Raw genomic sequence first — 26,146 nt, forward strand, 5'->3', positions numbered from 1 at the left:
CGTCAAGTTGATGCATCGTCCACGCAGAAAATCCCATGCATCGCGCCCAGCAGTGCTGCAACGCGCGGGTCTTCCATGCGGTAGATGATCGACCGCGATTCCCGTCGGGTCGCTACGAGCTTTCGTTGACGGAGTTCGGCCAGTTGCTGGGAGAGCGCCGGCTGTCGAATGCCGGTGGCTTCCTCCAGTCCGCCCACCGTCATTTCACCTTGCGCGAGCTGGCATAGCAGCAACAGGCGCGAGGGGGTGGCCATGAAGCGCAGCAACTCGGCCACTTCAGGCACGCGCTCCTTCATCGTGGCTAGGTCTGACGGGCTGAATGGGGGGCTGGTCACGGGTAAGGGCAACTTGGGCAGGTGATGTGATGCAAAGACCATGCGGGCACGCGTCCAATCTAGCATATTTCCATAGTTGCACATATTACGTAACTATGTAATTCTCAGGTCGCGAAGCCTCTTGGAGCCAGCCATGATCCCATCCGTAGCGGTAGACGCCCCCTTGGACCAGGCTGTGCGCCTGGTCAGCGATGCGCGTGCCGGCCTGCTTCCCTCACCTTCCGTGAAGACGTTCTTTGACCCTGCTACGTTCACTGCCAGCGACGTCGTACGCGATCCAACTTCTTCAGCGTGCGCCATCATCGACAGCGTCCTGGACTTCGACATGGCCGCAGGCCGCACGTCCACTTCCTCCGCATCGGCGTTGGTGGACTACGTGCGTGCCGAGCGCCTGCAGGTGCAGTGGTTGCTGGAAACCCACGCGCATGCCGACCACCTGTCCGCGGCTCCATGGCTGCAGGAGCAGGTGGGAGGCGCGCTGGCTATTGGCGAACACATCACCGCAGTCCAGGAAACCTTCGGCAAGCTCTTCAATGCCGGTACTGCATTCAAGCGGGATGGCAGCCAGTTCGATCACCTGTTCGCCGACGGTGCCTCCTTCCGCATCGGTAATCTGCAGGCGATGTCGCTGCACGTGCCAGGCCATACTCCCGCTTGTCTGGCGTACGTGATCGGCGACGCCGTATTTCCTGGCGACACGCTGTTCATGCCGGACTACGGCACTGCCCGATGCGACTTCCCAGGTGGCTCAGCGCGCCAGTTGTATCGCTCGATCCAGCGCCTGCTGTTCCTGCCCGACGCCGCCCGCGTATTCCTGTGCCACGACTACAAAGCCACCGGCCGGGACCATTTCGCATGGGAAACTACCATCGGTGCCGAAAGGGCAACAAACATGCATGTGCACGAGGGCGTGAGCGAAGCCATGTTTGTGGAACTGCGGGAGGCTCGTGATGCCACACTTCCGATGCCACGGCTGATCCTGCCGTCAGTGCAGGTCAACATGTGCGCCGGCCATCTGCCCGAGCCCGAGGAAAACGGCGTGCGATATCTCAAGCTGCCGGTGGACCTGCTATGACGCTCTCTCACCTGGCCTGGTATTGGCCGCTCGCTGGCGGTGCCATGATCGGAACAGCGGCCGGAGCCTATCTACTCCTTCTCGGGCGCGTTGCTGGCATCTCGGGACTGCTTGCCAAGACACTGGGCATGACGGGTGACGGCGGGCGCAGCGGTGCAGTCCTGTTTCTGGCAGGACTTGTCCTGGCGTCAGGCTTGGCATTGGCGGCCCGACCCATACCCCTGCCGGCGCTCTCCGCAAACGGAACTGTGGTGCTGGTGATCGCCGGACTGCTGGTGGGTTACGGAACTCGCCTTGGGGCTGGCTGTACCAGTGGGCACGGTGTCTGCGGCCTGGGCCGGGCATCGCCGCGGTCGGTGGTGGCGACCTGCGTGTTCATGCTCGTGGGCATGGCCACGGCAACCCTGGTACAGATTACGACCGGGGGCCCGGCATGATCCGTCTAGCCGCGTTCCTGTGCGGCGCACTCTTCGGATTGGGCCTGGTCGTATCCGATATGGCCAACCCAGCCCGCGTGCTTGCTTTCCTTGAGGTGAGCGACGCCTGGGACCCCTCCCTGGCGCTGGTCATGCTGGGCGCACTGATCCCTTCCGGCGCAGCCTACCTGTGGATACGCGCCCGCAAAACGCCGCTGCTTGCCGTATCGCTGCACATTCCCGCCCATCGCATCATCGATCGGCGCCTGGTGATCGGTGCGGCGATATTCGGCCTGGGTTGGGGTCTGGCCGGACTATGTCCCGGCCCAGCCATCGCGTTGCTGGGAACCGGCCAGCCCTTCGCGATCATCTTCGCCACGGCAATGATCGCTGGCGTGCTCCTGCATGGCCTCATTCACCGCCCCACTGCAACTACGGGAAAACCATGAACCTCAAGCCACTCTCCGCCAGCCTCAAGGTGTCCGGCCAGCTCCTGCCAAAGGACATTGAAGCCCTGAAGGAGCAGGGCTTTGCGAGCGTGATCTGCAACCGCCCCGACGATGAACAGCCGGAGCAGCCCAGTCACCATGCGCTGCAGGCCGCCTGCCACCAGGCGGGCATGCAGTTTGCCTATCTTCCTGCGCTGCCTGGCGTCATTACCGATGATCAGGTGCATACCTTTGCCACGTTGATCGAAGCGCTGCCAAGCCCTGTTGCCGCGTACTGCAGAACCGGCACCCGTGCTGCGATGCTTTGGGCGCTGTCGGAAGTCGTTCACAATGGAGCGGCGTTTGACCACGTCCTGTCTGTTGCTTCGGATGCAGGCTATGACCTTTCTTCCATCGCAACACGGCTGCAGCAAGGCCCGGCGTCCGGCGACTGACATATGGAAGCGCTATCTCTGCTGCAGTTGGTTCTGGGCGGCCTGTCTGGCGTCCTGGTCGGCTTCGTCCTGAGCGTGGTCGGTGGGGGCGGATCCATCCTGGCGGTACCACTGATGCTCTACGTGGTCGGAGTGGGAGATCCGCATGTGGCTATCGGCACCAGCGCCCTGGCAGTAGCGGTCAATGCGGTGTCGAATCTGGTGATACATGCCCGTAGAGGGAACGTTCGATGGCCTTGTGCCTCGGTCTTCGCTCTGGCGGGGATCGCGGGCGCATACCTGGGTTCCAGCTTGGGCAAGGCGTTCGACGGCAGGAGCCTGTTGGCGCTGTTTGCTGTGGCTATGATCGTTGTCGGCATCGCCATGCTTCGCAGGCGCAACACGCCTGGACTCACGGACGCTCGGCTCGGCAGAGGCAACGCGCCCGCGCTGATTGGGCTGGGCGCCACCGCCGGCGGGCTTTCTGGCTTCTTTGGCATTGGCGGAGGCTTTCTCATCGTGCCCGCACTGGTGGCCGCGACGGGCATGCCGATGATCGCCGCAGTCGGAAGCTCGCTCGTCGCCGTCGCCGCATTTGGCATGACCACCGCACTGAACTACGCGCGTATAGGTCTGGTCAACTGGAAGCTCGCGGCAGTTTTCGTCGTTGCCGGCGTGGCTGGCGGTATTGCAGGTGCAGCAACTTCGACGAAGCTGGCCAACTATCGTGGAGCTCTGAACACGGTATTTGCAGTACTGATCTTCATTACTGCCGCATACATGCTGTGGAAGGTGAGCTGACCGGATGTGCTCCAGACCACAGCCGAGCACTGATAGCCAGCGCAGCGCTTCAAAGGCTTTGATAGGAAGATACTACGAACGGTGGTCCACATCCTCCAGAGTCAAATAAGATGCGACGGCTCGAAGCGCCTCGCGATCAGCTTCGAAATCCATGGCCAATAGGCCGCGCTCCAACGCGATGCGGGCATGCGCCTGTGATGCGACTCTTGTCGCTTCATTCGAGGACCCTGCCAACGCTGCGAAGGCCTTCTGCAGCCGGATACTGACCTCCAGGGACGCGGCGGCATCCCTGGCAATCGGAGTGAACGCGTCCTCAAACATGTCGCGTACGTCGAGACACTGCACGTGCACGCGCGGATACAGCACCTCGCCTGTCGCAGCGTCCCCTCCGTGGCTGGACCATGCACAGAGCAGCCTGACACATGTCCCGATGACGTCGATGCAGGTCCCAGGGTCGTTCACCGCAGGTGACATGGCTCGCTGGGCAATTTCCGCAAGCACGACCAGCCCGAACCGTGGGTCATTTTCGATGGAGCGCGCGTCGCTAAAGGAAATGGCTGAGATCACTTTACTCTGTACTTCAGGAAGTAGATTTCCCTCGATGGCTATCAACGGACGGGTTGGGGTTGCGAACGTACCCGGCTGGCAGAGCAGATGAACGCGTAGATCATGTTCCTGCGCAATGGCGTTGATCCGCCCGACATCCACGTGTTCAACGTAGGCCACCTGATCGCCGACCAGCTGCACCGCCCCCTCTCCTACCCGAACCGCACTGGCTCCGCCGAGCGAAGGCTCCTCGGCGCGGCGCTTCATTGCCACTTGGGTCGCCCGCTCCACCAGATCGATGGTTTCGCCGACGCGGCCAAAGCGTGAGAACTGCTCGATAGCCCGGAGCAACGTCACTGTGATGACGATGATGACCGCGATAGTTGCCCCGAACAGTACAAGCCGGCCGCTATCTCCGTAGATGCCGGTGCTGAGCGCGATGAGGCCCACGATCGAGAACAGGAAGGCACCAATGAAGGTGGCCAGCGCACCTTGGGCCCGGGTGTCTTCGATCAGCAGGCGGGCCGCGCGCGGGGTGGCGCTGCTGGACGCGGACCCGTAGGCCGAGACCATGGTGGACAGCGAGAAAGTGGTGACCGTCAGCATCGACGCGGCAAGAATGCCAAGAATGTTGCCGACGGAATCTGCGCCGATCCGCGCGGCAAGGCCGACGGGAATGAGGAACTTCAGGAACGCGCCCGCCAACGCCGTGATGATGCCTAGGGCGCCATACAGGGTCGAACGGAACCACATCCGCTTTGTAACTTTGCTGGCTGCAAGCCTCAATCTGGTGAGCATGGGCTACTTCCTGGGAAGTTCGACCATCAATAGCACGGCCGGGCGCCGAGGCCACGTCAACGCAGGGTCATGCCCGACCCAAGGCAGATGCCGCTACTCCGGGCGGCATCTGTGTGCAGATTCTACGAGCGCACCTTGTCCAGGAACTGACGGTGGCGCTCGTATTGATCGAGCACATCGTGGATGAGTTGAACCTTGGTCCATCCCATGACGTCGTAGTCCTGCCCGCCCTCCCGCAGATAGACCTCCGCACGGTAATGACGGGTACCCTCGCTGACCGGCCGACGGGGATCCTGCAGGGCGAACGTCGGCGGCTCATAGGGCTGGGGCCGTACCGAGTAGAAGAAGTCCATCTCCTCGCCATGGCCAACCTGCAGCCACGCACGACCATCCTCCCCCTTGGAGACCTGGACCGGCAGATCCTGCTTGCGCAGCTCAGCCGCAACCTCTTCCAATGCTGGGATGACACGCTGCTCGATGAAGCCGGTCACCTCGATCTTCAACGGATTGTGCGCCAGCAGGCGCAGGCGCGCCCGCCAATCCTCGCTGGTACCCGGCAAGATACGTGCCTCGCGCAGGATCGAGCGCTTGGTTGCATCCAGATGCATGGCCTTCAGCAGTCCCCAGCACATCAGGATCATGACGATCGTAAATGGCAACGCACTGGCAATGGTGGCCGCCTGCAATGATTCCAAGCCGCCGGCCACCAGCAGGGCAATCGCAAGGCCGCCGACCAGCAGCGCCCAGAAGATCCGCTGCCAGACCGGCGATTCCTGCTCACCCTTCGAGGTAAGCATGTCGATTACCAGGGCACCGGAGTCCGCTGAGGTTACGAAGAACAGCGCAACCAGGATGACCGCCAGCGAAGAGGTCAGCATGGTCAGCGGCAGGTGCTCCAGAAACTCGAAGAGCGCCGTCGAGCTGTCGGTTGAGACCGCCTGCACCAACTGCTGGATGCCCTCCGCCCGCACCATGTGCAACGCGGTGTTGCCGTAGATGGTCATCCAGAGGAATGTGAAGCCAAGCGGCACAAGCAACACCCCCACCACGAACTCACGGACGGTGCGTCCACGTGAGATGCGCGCGATGAACATGCCAACGAAGGGCGACCAGGCAATCCACCAGCCCCAGTAGAACAGCGTCCAGCCACCCAGCCAACCCGTGGGTTCGTAGGCATAAAGGTTGAAGGTCATCGAGAACAGCTGGGAAACGTACATGCCGGTGTTCTGCACCAGTGCCTGCATCAGGTGCACGGTGGGTCCACAGACCAGCACGAAGGCCAGCAACGCTGCCGCCAGGATCATGTTGAGCTCGGACAGCCTGCGTACGCCGCTGTCCAGGCCAGCCACGACCGAGCCGGTCGCCACCAGTGTGATGACGGTGATCAAGCCAACCTGGACGAGCGTACTGACCTCCAGGCCGAACAGGTAGTTCAGGCCGGCGTTGATCTGCATGACGCCCAGCCCCAGCGAGGTGGCCAGGCCGAAGATGGTACCCAGCGCGGCGAACGTGTCTACAGCATGCCCCAACGGGCCGTGGATACGATCGCCGATGAGCGGATACAGTGCGGATCGGACACGCAGCGGGAGATTGTGCCGGTAGGCAAAGTACGCCAGCGACAGCGCTACCACTGCGTAGATCGCCCATGCGTGGATGCCCCAGTGGAAGAAGGTGATGCGCATGGCCTGGCGGGCAGCTGCGGCCGACTCGGGCGAGCCGACCGGCGGCGTGGCGTAGTGCATGATGGGCTCGGCAACGCCGAAGAACATCAGACCGATGCCCATGCCGGCAGCGAACAACATGGCGAACCAGGAGCCGTAGCTGTAGTCCGGCGTACTGTGGTCAGGGCCGAGTTTGATGCGGCCGTAACTGCTGATGGCGACGCCGACGACGAAGACCAGGAAGCCGGCCACCGCAAGGATGGTGAACCAGCCTGCATCATTGGCAGCCCATGACTTGGCCGCGGTGAACCACCGCGTGGCTATATCGGGCGCGATGGCAGCAAGCGCCAGCAGCGCGATGACGATGGCTGCCGTGGGAATGAACACCTGCGGAAGGATCCGCTGGCGAACGGGGGGATGTTGCGGAGCCGTGCTCTGCATGGATACCTCCGTGTTGTTGGGTGAAGAAGCCTCTGGCTTGCGCGAGGCCGATCAGAAGTAGAAGCCGATGTTGAAGTTCAGCCGTGAATGCCAGCGGGAAGGACCTCCCTCGTCGATGCCGATACCATCACCACCGGCAAACCACATGTTGCGGCCAGCGATCCAGTCGACATAGGTGAGCATGATGCCTTTCTGCAGGCTGCAACCGGTCACGTTCTGCCACGAATCACGAAGGCCCGCGCGGTGCCCGACCGGGCGGGTCATGCTGAGGTTGTTATAGCAGGTGATGTCATCCAGCCAGCCCTTCTGGCCGAACGAATAGGCGATGTTGGCGCTTGGCACATCCGCCTGCGCTGCAACCTGGAAGGGGGATTGGAACGCCGACATTGCGATGCGATCTCCGGGCACGGCATACCGGTACCGCGCCCACTGCAACTGCGCGGTCCAACCATCGCGCTGCCACTGTGCGTGGAGGGCCGCGCCCTGATGACCGTAGTGACGCCGTGTCTGAGTGTTCTGCACCTTGCCAGCAAACGCTGATGCGCCCAGCAACAGCTCGCCGCCGCCCCAGGCGCGCGCGCGCTCCACGCGTGCATGCAGTCGTTGCCGCTCACGATACGGCAACGCCTCGGTCTGCGCGACATCAAAGGAGTAGCGATCATAGCGAGCCCCGGACCCGTATTCGTCTCCGGAGAACCAGCCGAGATGCCAGGTCGTGCTGCCGGTGCGGTGAATCACTACAAGGCCCGGATCGTAATCATCCTCAATGCCCAAGTAGTAGCCGGAGCCGAACCAGAAGCTCTGCGAAACGGTAGGGAGCAGCCCGAACGGGACTTGCTGGATACCTGCCTTGAGCTGGGTAGCATCGGAGAACTGCCAGCCCGCGTAGGCGTGATGCACGGCGTCGAAGCCATCGTACCAGCGGTATTGGGCAGAGAAGGAAAACGGTCCGGTTCCAGCGTCAAGGTCTGCACGCAGCAGTTCAAGCTGCAGGCGGCTGGTCGGCCCGTAGTCGAGCCAGCCATAGTTGAACCTGACGGCGCCTCCTGGATCAAAGTAAGGATCTCTATGGAGGTTATCCTCAGAAGCATCTGCAGCCAGCGAAGTTCCCGCCAACGCGGCAGCGACAATGAAGGGAATTGATCTCACGGTTATGCGCCTTGCCTCCCTGATCTGCTACGGAAAGCGCTTGAGTCTAACGTCGATTCATCCAATGCCTCAAACTGGCGATCTCAAAGAATTCTTGGCGGGACCACAGCAATCACTCACGGCGCATCTTTAGTCCTCAGGTCCATATGCCACGTGAAAATCATGTGCAGTGAGAGAGTAGCTAACACGATAAAATTCTTAGTAGTCGATCCTGAGATTGAGCGACTCATAGTGGACATGGAGTGACACGCAATGTCATTTGAGAATAGGCTAGGGCCTCGACATCGGGGAAGAATTCATGACTATTGATATCAGCGGCCTTTCTGCCAAGGAACTTCGCTCACTGATTGCTCAGGCGGAGAAGCAGCAGTCCAAAGTGCTGTCACGCCCTAAGGCCACAGCGATGCGCGCCAAGATCAACAAGTACGTCAAGGATCATGGATACACGATAGAGGAACTCTACGGCGCTTCAGTGATCGTGCCCTCCGAAACCGCCAAGAAGCGAGGTGATCGGAGGCCTGCCAAATCGACAGTGCCCAAGATCGCTCCCAAGTACCGCAATCCTGCAGTGCGCGGCCAGACGTGGTCCGGTCGAGGGCGGCAACCGCGATGGATAGCCGAGCTGGTAGCAAGCGGAAAATCACTGAATGACTTCCTGATCAAGTAGTGATAGCGAGGTAGCCGCACACCGGTACCGCAGCAAGTCCTGAGAATCATTAGTCATCAGATCGAACAGGATGCTGGTGCGCGGAATGCCCTGCCAGGTAGGCGATCAAAGATTTCAGCTAGTCGCAGTTGATGTGACAGCGGGCGAACAGCAGGCGCTCCCCTTGCCTTTGGAGAGTGGGCTCAGGCAGCAATGATTGCAGTATCCACTTCTGGCCGACAGCTGCCGTCCGATCTGGCAGGATCCGATTCCTAGCGGGGATTCGACGCTGCCCGGGCCATGCGTGTGGCGTGCAACCGCTCCGGGCGTCAGGCAGCCCGATCAGCCCCATGCCGAGCGGGCCGCCGATGCGCGGGCTCACCTAACTTCCCCCGGACCATTCAGCCAACTCCATTGTGAGCATGACTCTTTGCACTGTCGTGCCCGGGTGCCTGGGCCTAAGGTTGCCGGCCGGCATCGGTTCCGTCGGCACTCGCCAATCCATTTTCCAGACGACCTGGCCCAGGGAAATCCATGCTGCCTGCACTCTTGCGCACCGCCTTGCTGACCGTTGCCCTGTCGGCATGGCTTCCAGCCCAGGCGCTTGCGGCCGGTTCTCTTAAGGAAGCCAACAGCAAGGCCAGGGCCTTCATCCAGCAGGCCATGCAGAAGCAGCGGATTCCGGGCCTCCAGCTGGCAGTGGTGCAAAACGGGAAAGTAGTGCTGCTGGAGAACTACGGGTTCGCCAATGTCGAGAACCGGGTGCCTGTTACCGGCAAGACGCTGTTCCCGATCAACTCGGCCACCAAGTCGTTCACCGGCGTAGCCATGATGCAACTGGTCCAGGACGGACGGGTGGATCTGGACGCCCCCTTGTCACGCTATTTGGACGATGTGCCCGCGACCTGGCGTGGGGTGCGGATCCGGCAGCTGCTGGGGCATACATCAGGCCTTCCGGAGATCATCGACTCGCAGGGGGCCTTTGGCGGTGCGACGGAGCCGGAGGCATGGAGCGCGGTCGAGGCTCGGCCTCTGGAGGTATCGCCAGGCGAACAGTTCTCGTACAACCAGACCAACTACGGCCTGCTGTCGCGGATCATCGTCAAGTTGAGCGGGCAACCATACGAGCGATTCGTGACGCAGCGACAGTTCGATGTGGCGGGCATGCCCTCTACCACGTTCGGTGACAGCTATGACCTGGTTGCCGGAGCCGCCACGATCTACAGCTGGTCGCCGCGGGGCTCGCTGGCACCGGACGATGGTGAGCGCCTGTCGCATTGGATTTATGAAATGCCCTACAGCCTGTGGGCGGGTGGCGGAATCCAGACGACGGCCGAAGAGCTGTCGCGCTGGATCATTGCGCTGTCGCAGGACCAGTTGATTGATGATGCACATGTCCAGCGCATGTGGCAGCAAGAGCCACTGAACAGCGGGGCGAAAAGCGATTGGGCCTTAGGCTGGCCGGTTTTGAAGGCTGATCGCCCGCGCCAGGTCGCAGGCATTGGCGGTGCCCGCGCGGCATTCGTCGTCTACCCGGACGAAGACTTGGCCGTGATCGTACTGACCAATCTTGCCGGTGCGAACCCGCAGCGGTTTGTTCGACGCATCGGCGAGTTCTACCAGTCGCGGGCGAACGACTCCACCCATTGATGCCGACGAAGCTCCGGGACGACGTGTGCTTTCGGCACGAAGCGGACGTCCACACGCACACCTTCTGGCTGGCGCCAGGGGCGGCCGCCGCGAGAACAGGGACAGGTGTGCGGCCCTCGGTGTTCGGCTATCTTGAGAGTTCTTGCCAAAACCCTTCAAGCACAGACGCATGCAAGCGATTTCGAGGATTGTTCGAAACGGGCGGTGGCTCAACTACTTCGTATTGTCCGTCGTGTTCTTGGCTGCCGGCTGCAAGGGCGAGCATGTGCCGGCAAAGGATCTCGGGGCGGACCTCGATGAGGTGGCCGCAACACTGATACAGCAGCCGTTGCTCCACTCAACCTCGATCGCAGTCGTATATCGGGGCCAGGAATTCATCCGTCATCGCGGCAACATGGAAGCCGGCAGGCTGAGCCCTCCGACCGACGCGACCCTCTACGAAATCGGTTCGTTGAGCAAGACCATGGCAGGGACCCTGATGGCCAATGCCGTCCTGGAGCGCAGGCTGGGGCTGGACGACGATGTCCGGAAGTATCTGCACGGCAATTATCCGAACCTGCAGTACAAGGGCGACCCCATCCGCATCCGTCACCTGCTGTCGCATACGAGCGGTCTTCCGAACATGTTGCCGGAACGCGCGAACACGGTGCTCGCGGACTTCACCGATCAGCGTACGCCTCGTGAACTCAATGCCATTTACGCCGGCTATGGCAAGGCGGATTTCTTCAGGGACCTGCATGCCGTCGAGATTCACCAGGTGCCCGGAAAGGATTACGCCTACTCCAGTGCTGGAACCCAACTGGCGGCGCATATTCTGGAGACGGTTTACAAGAGCGACTATGAGTCGCTGTTACGCGAATTCTTCCGCGATTCCGCGGCAATGGCGGACCTCAGAATCAGGCTGGGCGATGCTGAGGCGCCCCGGCTTGCGGTCGGCTACCACAGTGACAACGCGGTACCGACCTCGCCCATGCCGGAGTTGCCTTGGGGAGCATCGGGGAACGTAAAGGCGACCGTTCCGGAAATGGTGAAGTTCCTCAAGTTCCAGCTGGCCGGTGGGCCCGTCGTGACGGAATCACACCGTACTCTTGTCGAATTCGATTCCGAGTTCAGCATCGGCTATTTCTGGAACATCGTCGGCGGCGACCGCTTGAAGGGCACCTACTATGCCCATCATGGTGGTGTGCCCCGCTCGCAGTGCTATATCTACATCATGCCGAAGTATGACCTTGGCATTTTCGTCATCACCAACCAGAGCGGCGACAAGACTGCCCACGCCATGGAGGCGGCGATCAATACACTGGTCGAGAGAATAGCCGCGCGAGATAACATCTCTAGCTAGGGCCTGTCACGTTCGCGTCCTGCGACTCGACTTGACCGAGGGATTGTGAATGACCGCTGCTGGCCAGAAGCAGACGTTATGTTGTGCTGCAGAGGCGCGCCTGATTGACCTGGCGGCGTTACCGTGGCAGGGCCCAGGTCGTCATGGCAGCCAGCAACACAACCAAGATCGGCGGTGTACGCGCGAGGGCCAGTAGCCCGAACGCAACCAGCGCCATCGCGGCATCCCATCGGTCATGGATCGCACTCGTCCACACCGGGTTGTACAACGCAGCCAGCAGAATCCCGACCACCCCGGTGTTGACGCCAGCAATCGAAGCTTGCAAAGCCTTTCGGTGGCGCAGGGCCTCCCAGAACGGCAGCGCCCCCACGAGCACAAGAAAGGCTGGCAGGAAAATGACTGCCAACAGCACAAGGCCTCCAAGCCAGCCACCCAGCGGCCCCTTGGCCAGGGCTCCCAAGTACGCCGCGAAAGTGAAGAGAGGGCCTGGCACCGCCTGCGCCGCACCGTACCCAGCGAGCAGATCCGCAGTGGTCACCGTGCCGCTTTGGACAACCGCGGTCTGCAGCAACGGCAGTACGACATGGCCGCCGCCAAAGACCAAGGCACCAGCACGGTACGTCCCCTCCAACAGCACAGCCAACGGGGAGCCACTAGCCACCACCCACACAGGCAGCAGAACAAGCGGCAGCACCAACAGCATCAGCGCTACCGAGCCCGTTCTTCGCGAGACGGGATAGCTGCAAGCGAACTGGCCCTGGGCAGGCTCGATTTTCAGCGCCCAGCGACCGAGCAGGCCGCTGCAGATGATCACCACCATCTGGCCGAAGACCGAGGGCAGTGCTAGCGTCAATACGGCGGCGACAAGCGCCATCCCTGCCCGCAGGCGGTCCGGGCATAGGGTCCGGGCCATTCCCCATACAGCCTGCGCCACCACGGCAACTGCAACGATCTTCAGGCCATGCAGCCAACCGGATTCGAGGATGCCTTGGTATCGAGCAACGCCAAATCCGAACAGGATCATCAGTACGGCCGATGGCAGGGTAAAACCTGCCCAGGCGGCCAGCAGGCCAAGCCAGCCGGCGCGAGCCAAGCCCAGCGCCATCCCAACCTGGCTGCTGGCTGGGCCTGGCAGTAACTGGCACAAGGCCACCAGATCCGAGTAGCTACGGTCCGTCAGCCACCGGCGGCGCTCGACAAACTCGAGGCGGAAGTAGCTCAGATGGGCGATCGGGCCGCCGAACGAGGTCAGTCCCAGTCGTAGGAACACCAGGAAGACACGCCACGCACTTTCGCTTTTTGCGGGATGGAGCGTCGGCATGGGGCAGGATCTCCGGTTGTTCTCAAAGGCGGCCAGCCCGGCCCAGCACCCAGACTAGGTCGCCGGGCTTCCCCTGTGCTCGGCCACCAACTCTCCATCTTCCTTCCGGAATGGTCCGGGAAGCTTCGGCAGGATCCAGCACCAGTTCGGAAGGGCGGCACAGGCGCGTGCCATTATCGGTTTGCACGAAAGGACGATTGATGAGTATTGGGTGCGCCAGCATGGCATCAAGCAGCGCGTCGTCGCTCAGTGCCGCATCGCCCAGTGCCAGCTCGTCATAAGGAGTGCCCTTCTGCCGGAGGGCGTCGCGCACGCTCAAGCCCGCGGCCCTGATGAGGTCGACCAGGCGCGCGCGGCTGGGCGGGTGGGCCAGGTAGTCGATCACTTCCGGCTCGATCCCGGCGAAGCGGATCATCGCCAGGGTGTTGCGCGAGGTGCCGCACTTGGGGTTGTGGTAGATGACCGCGTTCACGCACTTTCCTCCTCGTTCAAAACAGTTTCCACCACCCCTGCAGCGGCCGCGAGCGCCGCCGCCTCGATGGCCCCCTTGCGCTCGCTGTAACGGTCCACCAGGTAGTCGGTGCGCCCACGTACCAGCAGGGTGAACTTGACCAGTTCCTCCATGACGTCCACCACGCGATCGTAGTACGCCGAGGGTTTCATTCGACCTTCGTCGTCGAACTCCTGCCAGGCCTTGGCGACCGAGGACTGGTTGGGGATCGTCACCATCCGCATCCACCGGCCGAGCACACGCAGCGCGTTGACGACGTTGAACGACTGCGAACCGCCGCAGACCTGCATCACGGCCAGCGTGCGGCCTTGGGTGGGGCGCACGCTGCCCTCTTCCAGTGGCAGCCAGTCGATCTGGTTCTTGAATACCGCGGTAAGGGTGCCATGGCGTTCCGGGCTGACCCACACGTGTCCCTCCGACCACAGCGAGGCCTGGCGCAGCTCCTGCACCTTTGGGTGGGTGGCTGGCACCGAGTCAAGCATCGGCAGCTCATGTGGATCGAACAGGCGGGTTTCCGCCCCGAGCTGTTCCAGCAGCCGCTGCGCCTCCAGCGCCAGCTTGCGACTGAACGACTGAGGTCGCAGCGACCCGTACAGGATCAGGATGCGCGGGCGGTGCGGCTGCGCGGCCGGGTCGTTGAGCTTGGTGGCCGTCGGGATGTCCAAGGCACCTGGGACCAAGTTGGGGATCTGCTGCACGGGGTTGTCCTACGGAATCGATTCTATTATTCTAGAATCATGGAACATAACGCTGCAACCCACGCTCTTGCTGCCTTGGGCCACGCCACCCGCCTGTCGATCTTCCGCCTGCTTGTACAGGCCGGCAGCGGCGGCAAGCTGGCCGGTGACATTGCCCAGACGCTCTGCTTGCCTGGTGCCACGCTCTCCTTCCACCTGAAGGAACTGTTGGCTGCGGGCCTGATCAGCGCCGAGCAACATGGTCGGACGATCTGCTACCGGGCCGAGTTCGAGGCGATGACCGCATTGGTGGCCTATCTCACGGAGAACTGTTGTGCCGACGAACAGGCCTGCGAACGACCCGTTGGCTGCTGACCAACCCACCTTAGAGATCGCTCAGATGACCCGTCGCGTCCTGTTCTTGTGTACCGGTAATTCCGCTCGCAGCGTGTTGGCCGAATCGACCCTGAAAAAGTGGGGCCAAGGCCGCTACGAGTCCTTCAGCGCCGGCAGCCAGCCGGCCGGCCGCGTCAACCCGTTTGCCATTGCTCAGTTGCAGCGCGAGGGTTTCCCGGTGGACGGCCTTCGCAGCAAGTCGTGGGACGAGTTCGCCGAAGCGGATGCCGCGCCGATGGATCTGATCGTCACCGTCTGCGACAGCGCGGCGGCCGAGGCATGCCCGGTAGTGTTCGGCGACTTTGTACGGGTGCACTGGGGCCTGTTCGATCCGGCCGGCGTTGAAGGCTCGGACGGACAGAAAGCCGAAGCGTTCGATCGCGCGCACCAGATCATCAAGGCGCGCCTGAAGGCGTTTCTGGAGATCTCAGACAGCGTCTGGGATGACAGCGAGGCCCTCAAGGCCCGGCTCGACCCGATCGCACAGATCAACTGACCGTCTTTCCGGAAATCCCCATGACCACTGATACCTCCCGCCTGTCCTTCCTGGACCGGTATCTCACGCTCTGGATCTTCGCCGCCATGGCGCTCGGCGTCGGCATGGGGGCGTTGTTCGAAGGTGTACCCAGCGCGTTGAACAGCCTCTCCATAGGGTCGACCAACATCCCGATCGCGATTGGTCTGATCCTGATGATGTATCCGCCGCTGGCCAAGGTGAAGTACGAGGAACTGCCGCGGGTCTTCGCCGACAAACGGGTACTGATGCTCTCGCTGCTGCAGAACTGGATCGTCGGTCCGTTCCTGATGTTCGGCCTGGCCGTGCTGTTCCTGCGCGATTACCCCGAGTACATGACCGGCCTGGTCCTGATCGGGCTGGCACGGTGCATCGCCATGGTGCTGGTCTGGAATCAGCTTGCCCGCGGTGACGGCCAGTACGTCGCCGGGCTGGTGGCATTCAACTCGATCTTCCAGATTGCGCTGTTCAGCGTCTATGCGTGGTTCTTCCTGTCCTGGTTGCCGCCGGTGTTCGGTCTGCAGGGCAGCGTCATCGATGTCAGTTTCTGGACCATCGCCGAGGCTGTTCTGATCTACCTTGGTATCCCGTTCCTGGCGGGCTTCCTCACCCGCCGATGGTTGAAGGCGCGCAAGGGCGTGCAATGGTATGAAGAGACGTTCCTGCCCGCCATCAGCCCGGCAACCCTCGCCGCACTGCTGTTTACCATCGTGGCGATGTTCAGCCTGAAGGGAGGCGATGTGCTGAGGATTCCGATGGACGCGGTACGCATCGCGATCCCGCTGACGTTGTACTTCATCATCCAGTTCGTCATCAGTTTCTTCATGGGCAAGCTGATCGCCAAAGACTACCCCCGCACCACCGCGATCGCGTTCACCGCAGCAGGCAACAACTTCGAACTGGCCATCGCCGTGGCGATCGCGGCGTTCGGGCTGGCTTCCCCGGTAGCCTTCGCGGCTGTTATCGGCCCGCTGGTGGAAGTGCCCGTGCTGATTCTGCTGGTCCACGTCGCCCTGCGCCTGGGCAAAAGCTACTTTCCTGCCGATGCACGGAGCCGCTGAATCGCCTAGGTGCTGCAGCATGAGGAAGTCCCGATGGACAGCGTCGATGTCGTGGTGATCGGAGGTGGCCAGGCGGGTCTTTCGGCTGGCTACTTCCTGCGTCGCAGCGGGCTGTCCTATGTGATTCTTGATGCCGAAACGTCACCTGGCGGGGCGTGGCAGCATGCGTGGAAATCCCTGCATCTGTTCTCGCCGGCGGGCTGGAGCTCGATTCCCGGTTGGCCGATGCCTGCTACCCGGGAACCGTGCCCGTCGCAGGCGGAAGTGCTCGACTACCTCGCGCGCTACGAGCATAAGTATGCGCTGCCCGTCATCCGTCCCGTGCAGGTGAAACGCATCAGCCGCTCGGGGAGCCGGCTGCGGGTGGAAGCAGATGACGGCCGGCAGTGGCAGACACGTGCAGTGATCAGCGCCACGGGTACGTGGCGGCATCCCTGCACGCCCGGATATGAAGGTCTGGACGCTTTCGGCGGCGTGCAGCTGCACTCGGCCCACTACAGCCATCCCGAACCCTTCGCCGGAATGCGCGTGGCCATCATCGGCAGCGGCAACTCAGGCGCACAGATTCTGGCCGAGGTCTCCAAGGTGGCCAAGACCACGTGGATCACCCAGCGGGCGCCAGCCTTCCTGGCCGACGATGTCGACGGGCGCGTTCTGTTCGCACGCGCAACCGAGAAGTGGAGGGCTCAGCAGGAAGGACGTGAGCCGGATATTCAGCGGGATGGTTTTGGCGACATCGTGATGGTGCCGCCGGTGGTGGACGCACGGCGCCGCGGTGTACTGGTCTCCATGCCGCCACCCGTCCGTTTCACCGCCACCGGCATGCAGTGGGCAGATGGCAGCGAACGCAACTTCGACGCGGTGATCTGGTGCACCGGCTTCCGGCCGGTATTGTCGCACCTGGAAGGACTGGGCATTGTCAACGCTCGTGGTCGGATCGACGTGGATGACACCCAGGTTCGGTCGGTCGCAGCGCCATCGGTTTGGCTGCTCGGCTATGGCGACTGGAATGGCGCAGCATCGGCCACGCTGATCGGGGTGACCCGATACGCGCGCGAGGCAGTAAGGCAGATCAGCGACTACATCGGGGAGGCTTCTCCGGTGTTATCTCGCGCGTGAGCCTCGGCGCCATTGCCCAGCGCCCGCACCTGCGATTGCAGGGCCATGCGGTCCAGCGCTTCAGGCTTAAGCGCCAACAGCAATCCGAGACGGTGCTGGAGCTGGTGAAGCGTGCTCAGGAACGCCTTATGGACCTGATCAGCACTGCCCTGCACTGCGGCCGGGTCGGGGATGCCCCAGTGGGCGGTAGCCGGGTGGCCCGGCCACACGGGACACGCTTCACCCGCGGCACGATCGCACACCGTTACGATGAGATCCATCTGCGGTGCTTCCGGACCTGCGAATGCATCCCACGGCTTGCTCGACAGCCCGGCAACGTCGAAGCCAATCTCCGAGAGCACCTGCAGGGCCACCGGATGAACTACGCCCTTGGGATGACTGCCCGCACTGTAAGCGCGGATACGTTCGCGCCCTAAATGGCTGGCCAGTGCTTCGGCAAGAATGCTGCGCGCCGAGTTGCCTGTGCAAAGGAACAGAACATTCAGGGGACGCATGTCATCGCAACCATTTATCTAGAATAATCGAAGTATTGCCTTGCCATATGTCAACTCGATGACTGCCGAAAAGGAAGCGGGCACCCCTCGGTGCCCGCTTCGCTCATCTGTTCAATGACCCGACGACCGTGTGGCGCCTGGCGTACGATGCTTTCCCAAGCGGTCTACCAAGGTCTCACTTGCATCGTTGAGACCGAACACCTCAACGGTCGCGCCGTGCTCGCGCAGCTTCATCACTACCCGGTCGAGCGCATCAACGGCGGTCACGTCCCAGAAGTGGGCGTCCTTCAGATCGATGATGACCTCCTTGGGGACATCCAGATAGTTGAAGCTACTCACGAACTGTCCAGAAGACGCAAAGAACACCTGCCCCTTCACAACGTAGACGCGCGAGTCGGTCTCGACCTGGGTGTCGTCGATGATCAGCATCTTGCCGACCTTGCGGGTGAAGAACACCGCCGACAGGATCACGCCTGTCAACACGCCTTTGGCGAGGTCGTGGGTAGCCACGGTCACGATGACCGTGCCAATCATCACGACCGAAGAGCTCTTGGGATGAATGGCCAGCTCGCGCAGCGAGCGCCAGCTGAAGGTGCCGATGCTGACCATGATCATCACTGCGACCAGTGCGGCCATTGGAATCTGACTCACCAGGTTTGACCCATAAACAACCAGAAGGAGCAAAACCACGCCGGCCACAAGGCACGAGAGACGGCCCCGGCCACCGGAAGTGATGTTGATCACCGACTGGCCGATCATTGCACAGCCTGCCATGCCCCCAAAGAAGCCCGTTACGGTGTTAGCCAAGCCTTGGCCCGCACATTCGCGATTCTTCTGGCTCGGGGTATCGGTCATGTCTTCGACGATCTGCGCGGTCATCAGCGATTCCAACAAGCCAACGACCGCCAAAGTCGCCGAAACCGGCAGCAGGATCTGGAGTGTTTCCCAGGTGAATGGCACATCCGGAATCAGGAACGACGGCAGGCTGTCAGGCAGCGCCCCCATGTCGCCTACGGTGCGTACCTGGAAGCCGAAATACATGGAAGCGGCCGTGAGAACCACGATCGCCACCAATGCCGAAGGAACGGCTTTGGTCAGCAGCGGCAGCAGGTAGATGATTGCCAGACCCACAGCACAGATCGCATACACCATCCACGGCATGCCGATGAGCTCGGGAAGCTGCGCCATGAAAATGAGAATCGCCAGTGCATTCACAAATCCGGTCACCACCGAGCGCGACACAAAGCGCATCAGCGAGCCCAACCGCAGGGCGCCGGCCAGCATCTGCAGGACGCCGGCCAGGATGGTGGCGGCAAACAGATACTGAATGCCGTGCTCGCGCACCAGCGTGACCATCACCAACGCCATGGCGCCGGTCGCAGCCGAGATCATGCCAGGGCGGCCACCGGCGATGGCGGTGATGACGGCGATGCAGAACGAGGCATACAAACCTACCCTTGGGTCGACGCCGGCGATGATGGAAAACGCGATTGCCTCAGGAATCAGGGCTAGCGCAACGACAATGCCCGACAGCAGGTCACCACGGATGTTACCGAGCCATTGCTGGCGCAGGGGATAAATTGCAGACATAGAAAATGATCTCCGCGCACAGCCGTGCGCGCCAAACGAAAGAAACAGGCACCCTTCCAGACCTATGTGTCTGGGTCGCTTCTTCAATCAAGCATCAGGGTGGAGTCATCGCTAGCCGATCCGTTGGGTACTTGACGGTATATTGTAGACTTGCATAGCGCCTGAGGGGAAATCCGGCCGGCATCGCGGTCGCGTCGGTGCATTCTCAAGGGTAGCTTCCCAGATCCCAAGAGCATTTCGCAGGCGAAGTCGACAAGCTGGTAGGCAGTTGATCAGATTGAATTGAGCTCTGACCGAATCGCCAAAGAAGAGGTGGACATTCGCCGCGGGGCCTATGTCCGCTATCGGCCAAAAGCGGTCAGTTGGACGGGTTGAACTGGGGCCGAAAGATTCTGCTCTCAGCCCCAGAAATGGCGATTAGACTGTCACCACGATCTTTCCAATCTGCTGATTGGCCTCAAGGAAACGATGGGCTTCCTGGATGTCACTCAGAGGGAAGGTCTTGGCGATTATCGGGCTCAGTGCTCCAGACTCCAGCCCCTGCAGAATAAACGCCTTGGCACGTTCAAGGACTTCTGGGTCGGCCACAATTTCTGCATAGAGATAGCCCTTGAGGGTTAGGCTTTTGCCCAGCACGGTAAACAGCGGGAATGGCGTCGGTTCCGAGCTGAGTGCACCGTATACCAGCAGAATGCCACCTCGGGCCATGCTCTGCGTGAGGGGCTCGAAGGACCGCCCGCCAACCGGGTCGAACACAACGCGGGCGCCTTGTCCGGCCGTTATCTCCATCACGCGCTCGACGATATCCTCTTCGTCACTCACGATCACATACGCGGCACCAGCATCCAGAAGGGCCTGTTTCTTCGCACGGGTTCGCGTGATTGCAATTGGTGTGGCGCCGACCATGCGTGCTATCTGGAAGGCAGCCAGACCGACACTGCTTGATGCCGCGGTGACAAGGACAAAGTCGTGTTGCCCGAGTTTGGCCTGCTCGATGAGTGCACCCCAGGCGGTGACGTACTGCATCCAGGACGCAGCAGCCTCTTCAAAGGACAACCTCTCGGGGCTCTTCACCACCAGATGAGCAGGTACATTGGCCAGCTCTCCGTAGGTGCCCCAACGGGCGATGTCCAGAGGCGGGATGAGAGCGACTGCATCACCCACCTTGATCCCGGTTACTGCGCTACCCACTGCAACCACGATGCCTGCGGCCTCGTAGCCCAGGCGGCTAGGGAACTCGGCTTCCTGTAGGTATGCGTGATTGCGAAACATCACCTCGGCTCGGTTCAAGCCAATCGCTTTGACGCCAATCTGCACCTCGTTTGCCGCCGGTGCCGATACGTCCAAATTTTCCAGCTTCAGAACACTGGCGTCACCGTATTCATGGATTCTGACAATGCGTGCCATTGCGGATACCTCGTTTTTGAATGGGCTTCGAAGTGCGCAGGAAAGGTCTGCGGCTAATCGAAGAGTGAATAAAATGTAATCATTGGTTGGTAGCGGATAAAGGCCTACTATGACGTAATATTTGAAACAGAGAGTTTTTAATGGATCGCCCGACCCAGATGGCTACGTTCGTCAGAGCTGGGATCATTCAGCCCTGCTGCGGATGACCTCAACCTATCCCCTCAGTTGGTGGGAAAGCAGGTAAAAATGCTCGAACAACACCTGGGGGTTTCCTTGCTGCATCGGACTACGCGCAGGCAAAGCCTCACCGGGAACACAATGGCGGCTATTGGCCGACACCCATCTGATGCAACAAACTCAAACCGGCCAAACGCGGTTATCTGGTAACTACAGAACCAGGGGGCGATTCACACAGCTTTTCACTCGATATAAGCGGGGCCTGACGCCGAAGCGGCAGGCCCTAAGCTCATTAGAATTCCTGCACCGTTGGGCGCAGAACGATCTCGTTAATATCCACTTCAGCAGGCTGCTCAATTGCGAAGGCGATAGCCCGAGCGACGGATTGAGCGGGAATTGCATGCTTGTAGAAGTCCACCACGAAATCGCGGCTCTGTTGGTGGGTGCTGCCGAATTTCAACTCGGAGTCCACAGCACCCGGTTCGATAGTCGTGGTGCGAATGCTGCCACCGACTTCGTGACGCAGTCCTTCGGAAATGGCCCGTACAGCAAACTTGGTGCCGCTGTACACCGTGCCGCCAGGGCTGAATATCTTCAGGCCTGCAACCGATGCGATGTTGATGAAGTGGCCACTGTTTTGTTTCTGGAAGACCGGCAATGCAGCCGCGACTCCGTACAGCAGCCCCTTGATGTTGATGTCGATCATGCGATCCCACTCGTCAGTGCGAGCATCACTGAGCGGTGCAATCGCCATCAGCCCGGCATTGTTGACCAGTACATCAATGCGCCCGTAGGTGTCCACGGTACCTTGAATGAGCGCTTTGACTTCTTCCTGAGAGGTGACATCGGTCTGATACGCGATTGCCTGACCACCTGCATTGGTCAGCTCAGTCACCAATGCGTCGAGTTTATCTTTGCGGCGTGCGGCCAGCACTACGCGCGCGCCAAGCGCAGCAAGGTGGCGTGCAGTCGCTTCACCCAAGCCACTGCTGGCGCCGGTGATAACGACAACTTTTCCAGAAATGTTATTGCTCATGTTGAGAACCTCATCGGCGGGTTTGTATTTCGCCATGGCTGATTAACCTGGCAGTGAACAAATCTTAGCCCCATGATTGATCTCAATAAATGGAAATTATTGGATTAAGCTATTCCTGAATATGGAACAAATAGGAGGGCAACATGCTTAACCGCTCAAAGCCGGCAAGGTGAGCCACACGACGGTCTACCGGTATGCACGCGAGCTCGGCTTGCACTCGCACTTGCGGCAACCGAAGCGGCGTCGCGGTTACGGCCAGCGCCGCACGGGCCGCTTCGCCGACCGCAAGCCGATTCAGGCTCGACCGCCTGAAGTCGCCGAGCGAAGCCGCATTGGCGACTGGGAAGGCGACTCGGTGCGTCCCGCACGCGGCACGGGCGCGGTGATCACATTGGTCGAGCGGCGAAGCGGCTTCGTGCGCCTGACCTGGAGTCCGGACGGCACCGCCGATGCCGTCTCGCAAGCCATCGAGTGCCGCATGGATCGGCTGGCCGACTACATCCACACCATCACCTTCGATCGAGGCAGCGAGTTCGCCGAGGACCGCAGGCTGGAGAGATCACTCAAGGCTGCGATCTACTTCGCCGATCCGCACAGCCCGTGGCAACGCGGCTGCAACGAGAACCTCAACGGCCTGCTGCCACAGTATTTCCCGCGCAGCCGCGACTTCTCGACCATCACCATGGAAGAGCTACAAGCCGCCGAGGATCGTCTCAACGACAGGCCCAGAAAGAGGCTCGGCTACCTAACCCCAAGCGAGGTATTCTTCAACCCCAACCACATTGCACTTCAACGTTGAATTCGCCGGGGGATTACCATTCAACCGGAGGGGTGAGCCACCGAGCCTCAGTGCCCCGCTTTTCAAGGTGTGTGCCCTACAGAGTCTTGCGACGCGTCAGGGCAAAGCTGGCAACGATCCAACGGCGACCAGCATTTCATCAAATACCGCTCGAACCCTTCCCGGAATTGGGCCACGCTGAGGCCGATAGACGTACAACCCCCATGCCGGAGGTTCTTCGTTCTCCAGCACTTGCACGAGCTTCCCGCTGGCAATGTAGGGGGCGGCCATGTAGTCCGCCAGTTGCGCGAACGCGATCCCGGCCAGCGCCGCTCCCATTTCCATGTCGGCATTGTCGGCGACGAGAGTGGGTGCGGTAGGTGTCCACTGGCGTCCCGCCTTGAAGTGCCAAGGCCAGGGACGGCCGGTATTGATATCCAAGGCCACGGTAACTGGCAGGCTGCTTAGCGCATCGATTTTTGCAGGTACGCCCACTTTCTTGATCAGGCGCGGAGCGGCAACGATGGGGAGTCTCATGTCGGCGGCCTTGCGTGCGACGAAGCGGCTATCGCGCATGAATCCGACCCTGATCCCGACGTCAATCCCTTCGTCAACCGTATTGCTGATGCGATCGGACAGGCGCACATCCAGCGTGATGCCCGGATGACGCTCGGCCACGCGCTCCAGTGCCGGTAGCACCGCTCTGGTGCCCAGGCTGTGCGGTGCGGTGATGCGAACCGTACCGGACAGAGAGGCCTGCTGGTCGGAGCCAGGCGTTCGCCACAGATCCTCGAACTGCTCCAATGCGGGGCGCACTCGGTCTAGCAGCCCTTCGCCGAAGGCGGTGATGCGCACCTGGCGCGTGCTTCGATGAAACAACACCTCGCCGTAGTGTTGCTCCAGTTGCTGGATGGCACGGGTTACACCTTGCGGAGAAGTCCCCAGCCGGGCGGCCGCATCGCGAAAACTGCTGCTTTCGGCCGCCACCCGAAAGATACGCAGTAGTTCCATTTCCTTGTTCATGACGCACGCCTCATGGCCGGTTTTGCTGCTCGTTGATTGTTCCAGATTGTGAAATTATAAAATCGAAACAATTCCATATACAAGCGGGGAGCGGTTGCCCAGACTAACAGCACCCCGGAATGCTCCGCTCCGAACAACCCAATAAGGAACGCGAATGAACGCTGCCACTCTCATCACTGCCTACTACGACGCCTTCAACCGCGGCGACCGCGAGGCCATGCTGTCCATGTTGACCGATGACGTCGCGCACGACTTGAACCAGGGCGCTCGTGAGGTCGGTCGCGAAGCCTTCCGCGCCTTCCTGCAGCGCATGGACCGCTGCTATGGCGAGCAACTGCGCGGGATCGTGGTGATGGTCAGCGCCGACGGCCTGCGCGCAGGCGCGGAGTACGTGGTGCATGGCGAATACAAAGTGACGGACGACGGGCTGCCGGAAGCCAAGGGCCAGCGTTACGTGCTGCCGGGTGGCGCGTTCTTCGACATCCGCGATGGCAAGATCGCTCGTGTCACCAACTACTACAACCTCGGCGACTGGATCGCACAGGTTGGAGGGGACGCCTGAGATGACCAGCGACGTGCAGGTGCTGGTTCGTCGTGGTCCGGACATTGCCGAATGGTTCGATGCCGTGGCAGGCCTGCGGGCGAGCGTCTTCCGCAGCTTTCCTTACCTGTACGAGGGCGACACCGAATACGAGAAGCACTACCTCGCTATGTACGCCCGTTCGGCAGACAGCCTGCTGGTACTCGCGCTCGCTGATGACGTGGTCGTGGGTGCGTCCACGGGATTGCCGCTCGGCGATGCGGAGCCGGCCTTCCACGTGCCGTTCGCCGATCGAGGAATCCCGATGGAGACAGTGTTTTACTGCGGCGAATCAGTCCTGCTTCCGGCCTTCCGGGGCCTTGGCCTGGGCCATCGCTTCTTTGACGAACGCGAAGCGCATGCCCGTTCGTTGGGGGGCATGCAGTGGACATCGTTCGCGTCGGTGGATCGAGCAGACGACGATCCCCGGCGTCCTTCCAACTACCGCAGTAATGATCCCTTCTGGACCCGTCGTGGCTACGTGCGGCAGTCGGACATGAAGGTTACGCTGCCCTGGAAACAGGTGGGTGAGCCGAGCGAAACCGAGCAGACGCTCACGATGTGGCTGCGCCCCCTGGAGAACGCGAAATGAAAGTAGCAGTTGCGAAATACGCCGTGGGTCAGCCCACGGACTTCGAGGCATTCGCAGCGCGGCAGCGGCAGGTTCTGGAGGAGGCGAGCCGTGCCGGAGCGGAACTGGCCGTGTTGCCCGAATATCTGTCCCTCGAACTGGCTGCGATGTTCGAGCCTGGCATCCGCCAGGATTTCAACGCCTCGCTGGCCGCGCTGCAGGCCTTGCAGCCTGCGTGGCTGGACCTGTACACCGACCTGGCGCGCGAGCTGCGCATGACCATTCAGGCTGGTACGTTCTTGACCCGGGTTGGACCGGATCGCTATCGCAACCGCGCGTGGTGGTTTGCGCCGGACGGCACGCGTGATTACCAGGACAAATTGCAGTTGACGGGGTTCGAGAAAGACACTGGCGTCATCGAGGGGGGCGACGAACTCAAGGTGTTCGACCTGAATGGCGTGCGTGCCGGCATCGCTGTTTGCTACGACAGTGAGTTTCCATTGCCCGTGCGAGCCCAGCGAGAGGCGGGTGCACGCCTGCTGTTGGTCCCGAGCTGTACGGACACGAGGGCAGGTGCAACCCGGGTTCGTGTGGGCTGCATGGCGCGGGCACTGGAGAACCGGATGTTCGTCGCACAGGCCGTGACGACGGGAGCCGCTGACTGGAGTCCGGCGCTGGACACGAACACTGGCGAGGCCACGATCTATGCACCCATGGATCGTGGATTCCCCGAGGACGGCATTCTCGCGACTACTTGCGGCACGCAGACATGGGCGATCAGTGATCTTGACGTTGAGGCACTGGAACGAAACCAAGAACAGGCCCAGGTTGCGGTCGATCGTGACTGGGACGGACAGATGTTGCCTGCACTGCGGAAAGCTCGCCACTCGGGTCATCAGGTCGCCTAGCGACTCTTGAGCAAGCGCTTGATGCAGGTGCGCAATGCCCTGCAGCTGCTCAGCAGCTTGCGGCCGTTCGTGGAGCAGTCAACGGATGGATGGAAACCGTTCTGGAGAGCTATCTGCGGGAAGAATTTCCCAGTAGCGAAATCAGGAGCGATTCGCAGAACAAGTCCATTGACGAGACCATCTCTATCGTCCGCTCCTATCTGCGATAGAGGCACCAGGGTGCCCTCGATGAGGGCAAATTCAGTTAGGCAGTAAAGGAAG

The 26,146-nt window shown here is 61.3% G+C and carries 29 protein-coding genes and 1 pseudogene; 18 read left to right on the forward strand and 12 right to left on the reverse strand.

What is annotated here, in order from left to right:
- Window positions 1-2: 2 nt before the first annotated feature.
- Window positions 3-296, reverse strand: coding sequence for an ArsR/SmtB family transcription factor (locus tag CKW06_RS21680; RefSeq protein WP_024957933.1), 294 nt, complete (start codon window positions 294-296; stop codon window positions 3-5).
- A 172-nt stretch (window positions 297-468) separates the two neighbouring features.
- Here CKW06_RS21680 and CKW06_RS21685 point away from each other — a divergent pair, with 172 nt between their 5' ends.
- From CKW06_RS21685 to CKW06_RS21705, 5 genes are read left to right on the forward strand one after another with little or no spacing between them, the layout of a single operon-like run.
- A complete protein-coding gene (locus tag CKW06_RS21685) occupies window positions 469-1,410 on the forward strand; it encodes an MBL fold metallo-hydrolase (RefSeq protein ID WP_024957934.1) in 942 nt (313 codons plus the stop codon).
- A complete protein-coding gene (locus CKW06_RS21690; RefSeq protein WP_032964199.1) occupies window positions 1,407-1,847 on the forward strand; it encodes a YeeE/YedE family protein in 441 nt (146 codons plus the stop codon). The genes CKW06_RS21685 and CKW06_RS21690 overlap by 4 nt, the downstream gene beginning before the upstream one ends.
- Window positions 1,844-2,275: a DUF6691 family protein gene (locus CKW06_RS21695; protein WP_024957936.1), complete on the forward strand. Its 432-nt coding sequence runs from the start codon at window positions 1,844-1,846 to the stop codon at window positions 2,273-2,275. The genes CKW06_RS21690 and CKW06_RS21695 overlap by 4 nt, the downstream gene beginning before the upstream one ends.
- Window positions 2,272-2,709, forward strand: a complete 438-nt coding sequence (locus CKW06_RS21700) for a protein tyrosine phosphatase family protein (protein WP_024957937.1) — start codon at window positions 2,272-2,274, stop codon at window positions 2,707-2,709. The genes CKW06_RS21695 and CKW06_RS21700 overlap by 4 nt, the downstream gene beginning before the upstream one ends.
- Before the next feature lie 18 nt (window positions 2,710-2,727).
- The gene (locus CKW06_RS21705) at window positions 2,728-3,489 is read left to right on the forward strand and encodes a sulfite exporter TauE/SafE family protein (protein ID WP_024957938.1); all 762 of its coding nucleotides are present in this window, start codon (window positions 2,728-2,730) and stop codon (window positions 3,487-3,489) included.
- A 72-nt stretch (window positions 3,490-3,561) separates the two neighbouring features.
- On the opposite strand, the gene CKW06_RS21710 is transcribed toward CKW06_RS21705, so the two are convergent.
- The 3 genes from CKW06_RS21710 to CKW06_RS21720 form a co-directional block, all read right to left on the reverse strand.
- Complete coding sequence (locus tag CKW06_RS21710) at window positions 3,562-4,833, reverse strand: DUF2254 domain-containing protein (RefSeq protein ID WP_024957939.1); 1,272 nt, start codon at window positions 4,831-4,833, stop codon at window positions 3,562-3,564.
- Window positions 4,834-4,955: 122 nt separating this feature from the next.
- Entirely contained in the window at window positions 4,956-6,935 is a 1,980-nt protein-coding gene (locus CKW06_RS21715) for a BCCT family transporter (protein ID WP_024957940.1), read from the reverse strand.
- 51 nt (window positions 6,936-6,986) lie between these two features.
- A complete protein-coding gene (locus tag CKW06_RS21720; RefSeq protein ID WP_024957941.1) occupies window positions 6,987-8,084 on the reverse strand; it encodes a hypothetical protein in 1,098 nt (365 codons plus the stop codon).
- A 298-nt stretch (window positions 8,085-8,382) separates the two neighbouring features.
- Between CKW06_RS21720 and CKW06_RS21725 the strand changes: the two genes are divergently transcribed.
- The 3 genes from CKW06_RS21725 to CKW06_RS21735 all read left to right on the forward strand — a co-directional run bounded on the left by CKW06_RS21725 (window position 8,383) and on the right by CKW06_RS21735 (window position 11,722).
- Window positions 8,383-8,751, forward strand: coding sequence for an H-NS histone family protein (locus CKW06_RS21725; protein ID WP_049461414.1), 369 nt, complete (start codon window positions 8,383-8,385; stop codon window positions 8,749-8,751).
- A 513-nt stretch (window positions 8,752-9,264) separates the two neighbouring features.
- On the forward strand, window positions 9,265-10,380 hold the full coding sequence (locus CKW06_RS21730) for a serine hydrolase domain-containing protein (RefSeq protein ID WP_050426964.1): 1,116 nt from the start codon (window positions 9,265-9,267) through the stop codon (window positions 10,378-10,380).
- 169 nt (window positions 10,381-10,549) lie between these two features.
- Window positions 10,550-11,722 carry a serine hydrolase domain-containing protein gene (locus CKW06_RS21735; RefSeq protein WP_024957943.1) on the forward strand — a complete coding sequence of 391 codons (1,173 nt, stop codon included), beginning with the start codon at window positions 10,550-10,552 and terminating at the stop codon, window positions 11,720-11,722.
- Window positions 11,723-11,840: 118 nt separating this feature from the next.
- On the opposite strand, the gene chrA is transcribed toward CKW06_RS21735, so the two are convergent.
- The 3 genes and pseudogenes from chrA to arsH form a co-directional block, all read right to left on the reverse strand.
- The gene (chrA, locus tag CKW06_RS21740) at window positions 11,841-13,043 is read right to left on the reverse strand and encodes a chromate efflux transporter (RefSeq protein ID WP_024957944.1); all 1,203 of its coding nucleotides are present in this window, start codon (window positions 13,041-13,043) and stop codon (window positions 11,841-11,843) included.
- Between the two features lie 54 nt (window positions 13,044-13,097).
- Window positions 13,098-13,515, reverse strand: a pseudogene (gene arsC / locus CKW06_RS21745) (arsenate reductase (glutaredoxin)).
- Complete coding sequence (gene arsH, locus CKW06_RS21750) at window positions 13,512-14,252, reverse strand: arsenical resistance protein ArsH (protein WP_024957945.1); 741 nt, start codon at window positions 14,250-14,252, stop codon at window positions 13,512-13,514. The pseudogene arsC and the gene arsH overlap by 4 nt, the downstream one beginning before the upstream one ends.
- A gap of 39 nt (window positions 14,253-14,291) precedes the next feature.
- Here arsH and CKW06_RS21755 point away from each other — a divergent pair, with 39 nt between their 5' ends.
- Genes CKW06_RS21755 through CKW06_RS21770 form a run of 4 tightly spaced genes read left to right on the forward strand, consistent with a single transcriptional unit; the run spans window position 14,292 to window position 17,321 of the window.
- Window positions 14,292-14,606 carry an ArsR/SmtB family transcription factor gene (locus CKW06_RS21755; protein WP_024957946.1) on the forward strand — a complete coding sequence of 105 codons (315 nt, stop codon included), beginning with the start codon at window positions 14,292-14,294 and terminating at the stop codon, window positions 14,604-14,606.
- A 25-nt stretch (window positions 14,607-14,631) separates the two neighbouring features.
- Window positions 14,632-15,123, forward strand: a complete 492-nt coding sequence (locus CKW06_RS21760; RefSeq protein ID WP_024957947.1) for an arsenate reductase ArsC — start codon at window positions 14,632-14,634, stop codon at window positions 15,121-15,123.
- Window positions 15,124-15,143: 20 nt separating this feature from the next.
- Window positions 15,144-16,202, forward strand: coding sequence for an ACR3 family arsenite efflux transporter (gene arsB, locus CKW06_RS21765; RefSeq protein WP_024957948.1), 1,059 nt, complete (start codon window positions 15,144-15,146; stop codon window positions 16,200-16,202).
- A gap of 33 nt (window positions 16,203-16,235) precedes the next feature.
- Window positions 16,236-17,321, forward strand: coding sequence for an ArsO family NAD(P)H-dependent flavin-containing monooxygenase (locus tag CKW06_RS21770; protein ID WP_024957949.1), 1,086 nt, complete (start codon window positions 16,236-16,238; stop codon window positions 17,319-17,321).
- Here the strand turns inward: CKW06_RS21770 and CKW06_RS21775 are convergent.
- The 3 genes from CKW06_RS21775 to CKW06_RS21785 form a co-directional block, all read right to left on the reverse strand.
- Complete coding sequence (locus tag CKW06_RS21775; RefSeq protein WP_076738356.1) at window positions 17,282-17,815, reverse strand: arsenate reductase ArsC; 534 nt, start codon at window positions 17,813-17,815, stop codon at window positions 17,282-17,284. The two genes, CKW06_RS21770 and CKW06_RS21775, sit on opposite strands and share 40 nt — an antisense overlap.
- A gap of 111 nt (window positions 17,816-17,926) precedes the next feature.
- Window positions 17,927-19,405: a SulP family inorganic anion transporter gene (locus tag CKW06_RS21780; RefSeq protein WP_032964208.1), complete on the reverse strand. Its 1,479-nt coding sequence runs from the start codon at window positions 19,403-19,405 to the stop codon at window positions 17,927-17,929.
- Between the two features lie 417 nt (window positions 19,406-19,822).
- A complete protein-coding gene (locus CKW06_RS21785) occupies window positions 19,823-20,812 on the reverse strand; it encodes a zinc-dependent alcohol dehydrogenase family protein (RefSeq protein WP_024957952.1) in 990 nt (329 codons plus the stop codon).
- Window positions 20,813-20,989: 177 nt separating this feature from the next.
- Between CKW06_RS21785 and CKW06_RS24245 the strand changes: the two genes are divergently transcribed.
- Complete coding sequence (locus CKW06_RS24245; protein ID WP_194434233.1) at window positions 20,990-21,199, forward strand: helix-turn-helix domain-containing protein; 210 nt, start codon at window positions 20,990-20,992, stop codon at window positions 21,197-21,199.
- An 82-nt stretch (window positions 21,200-21,281) separates the two neighbouring features.
- Here the strand turns inward: CKW06_RS24245 and CKW06_RS21795 are convergent, their stop codons facing one another.
- Window positions 21,282-22,061 (reverse strand): SDR family oxidoreductase, encoded by a 780-nt coding sequence (locus CKW06_RS21795; protein ID WP_231910821.1) that lies wholly within the window; start codon window positions 22,059-22,061, stop codon window positions 21,282-21,284.
- 133 nt (window positions 22,062-22,194) lie between these two features.
- Here CKW06_RS21795 and CKW06_RS21800 point away from each other — a divergent pair, with 133 nt between their 5' ends.
- Complete coding sequence (locus CKW06_RS21800) at window positions 22,195-22,824, forward strand: IS30 family transposase (protein ID WP_024957954.1); 630 nt, start codon at window positions 22,195-22,197, stop codon at window positions 22,822-22,824.
- A gap of 96 nt (window positions 22,825-22,920) precedes the next feature.
- Here CKW06_RS21800 and CKW06_RS21805 read toward each other — a convergent pair whose 3' ends face one another.
- Complete coding sequence (locus CKW06_RS21805) at window positions 22,921-23,826, reverse strand: LysR family transcriptional regulator (protein ID WP_024957955.1); 906 nt, start codon at window positions 23,824-23,826, stop codon at window positions 22,921-22,923.
- A gap of 154 nt (window positions 23,827-23,980) precedes the next feature.
- Here CKW06_RS21805 and CKW06_RS21810 point away from each other — a divergent pair, with 154 nt between their 5' ends.
- From CKW06_RS21810 to CKW06_RS21825, 4 genes are read left to right on the forward strand one after another with little or no spacing between them, the layout of a single operon-like run.
- A complete protein-coding gene (locus CKW06_RS21810; protein WP_024957956.1) occupies window positions 23,981-24,388 on the forward strand; it encodes a ketosteroid isomerase-related protein in 408 nt (135 codons plus the stop codon).
- Window position 24,389: 1 nt separating this feature from the next.
- The gene (locus CKW06_RS21815; protein ID WP_024957957.1) at window positions 24,390-24,998 is read left to right on the forward strand and encodes a GNAT family N-acetyltransferase; all 609 of its coding nucleotides are present in this window, start codon (window positions 24,390-24,392) and stop codon (window positions 24,996-24,998) included.
- A complete protein-coding gene (locus CKW06_RS21820) occupies window positions 24,995-25,885 on the forward strand; it encodes a carbon-nitrogen hydrolase family protein (protein ID WP_024957958.1) in 891 nt (296 codons plus the stop codon). The genes CKW06_RS21815 and CKW06_RS21820 overlap by 4 nt, the downstream gene beginning before the upstream one ends.
- Window positions 25,822-26,094, forward strand: a complete 273-nt coding sequence (locus tag CKW06_RS21825) for a metal-sensing transcriptional repressor (RefSeq protein WP_050426966.1) — start codon at window positions 25,822-25,824, stop codon at window positions 26,092-26,094. The genes CKW06_RS21820 and CKW06_RS21825 overlap by 64 nt, the downstream gene beginning before the upstream one ends.
- Window positions 26,095-26,146: the final 52 nt, after the last annotated feature.

The organism is Stenotrophomonas maltophilia (assembly GCF_900186865.1).
GTDB lineage: Bacteria > Pseudomonadota > Gammaproteobacteria > Xanthomonadales > Xanthomonadaceae > Stenotrophomonas > Stenotrophomonas maltophilia.